The sequence below is a fragment of the Clostridium boliviensis genome (assembly GCF_033342255.1).
Lineage (GTDB): Bacteria > Bacillota > Clostridia > Lachnospirales > Lachnospiraceae > Lacrimispora > Lacrimispora boliviensis.
On record NZ_JAWONS010000299.1, the window covers coordinates 1 to 880 of the forward strand.

General features: G+C 54.0%; 2 protein-coding genes. Both read left to right on the forward strand.

All coding sequences use genetic code 11. The features are described from left to right. Positions 1 to 376: sporulation stage IV protein A (locus RZO55_RS21610; protein ID WP_318066338.1), on the forward strand; the 376-nt coding region annotated here is incomplete at its 5' end. 203 nt (positions 377 to 579) lie between these two features. Next, complete coding sequence (hbs, locus tag RZO55_RS21615) at positions 580 to 858, forward strand: non-specific DNA-binding protein Hbs (protein ID WP_318066339.1); 279 nt, start codon at positions 580 to 582, stop codon at positions 856 to 858. The last annotated feature ends 22 nt before the right edge of the window (positions 859 to 880 follow it).

The window sequence follows — 880 nt, forward strand, 5'->3', positions numbered from 1 at the left end:
TCCGCCTACGTTGGAGGAGATGAGCCTGGATGAACCGGAGCTGATCAAGCAGGGGACCCGCTTCGGTGTCAGGCTCCAGGCGACGGCGCCGTCCATCCACATGATCCGGGTCAATGTCCACTCCGAATTTGCTCCGATCATCGGCTCCGAACGGCAGAGCGAGGAATTGGTCAACTATTTGATGAGGGATTTTGAAAACGATCCTCTGCGCATCTGGGAATCGGATATCTTTGGCCGTTCCCTCCATTCCATCGTGCGGGAAGGGATCCAGGCGAAATTGTCCATGATTCCGGAAAACGCCCGCTACAAATTGCAGGAGACCCTCGAGAGAATTGTGAACGAAGGATCCGGTGGATTGATCGCCATTATCCTTTGAACATTCTAAAAAGCGCTCATTGAGTGCTTTTTTTGCTGAAAAGGGAATAGGAGCCCTTTTCCCCCTTGATTACGCCCCGCGGTCTGTATTACTATAGGTGTGTCCCACGATCGCTCATCCCGGATGCGAAAGGGTATAGGGAAGCCACATAACGGGTAAACAGGGAGTAGATCGGTCGTGGAACTCATAGGGAGGTGAGGGTTGTGAACAAGGCGGAATTGGTCGCCCGGGTGGCGGAAAAGACAGAGATGACCAAAAAGGATGCAACCCAGGCGGTGGAGGCCGTTTTTGAAACGATCACCGAAGCGCTTCGCGCAGGCGACAAGGTGCAGCTGATCGGATTCGGCAATTTTGAAGTGCGCAAGCGTGCCCCGCGCAAGGGACGCAACCCGCAGACCGGGGAAGAGATCCAGATTGCTGAAAGCAAGGTGCCGGCGTTTAAACCGGGTAAAGCGCTGAAGGAAGAAGTGAACAACCGGTAAAGATGTCTACATAACGCCCTAC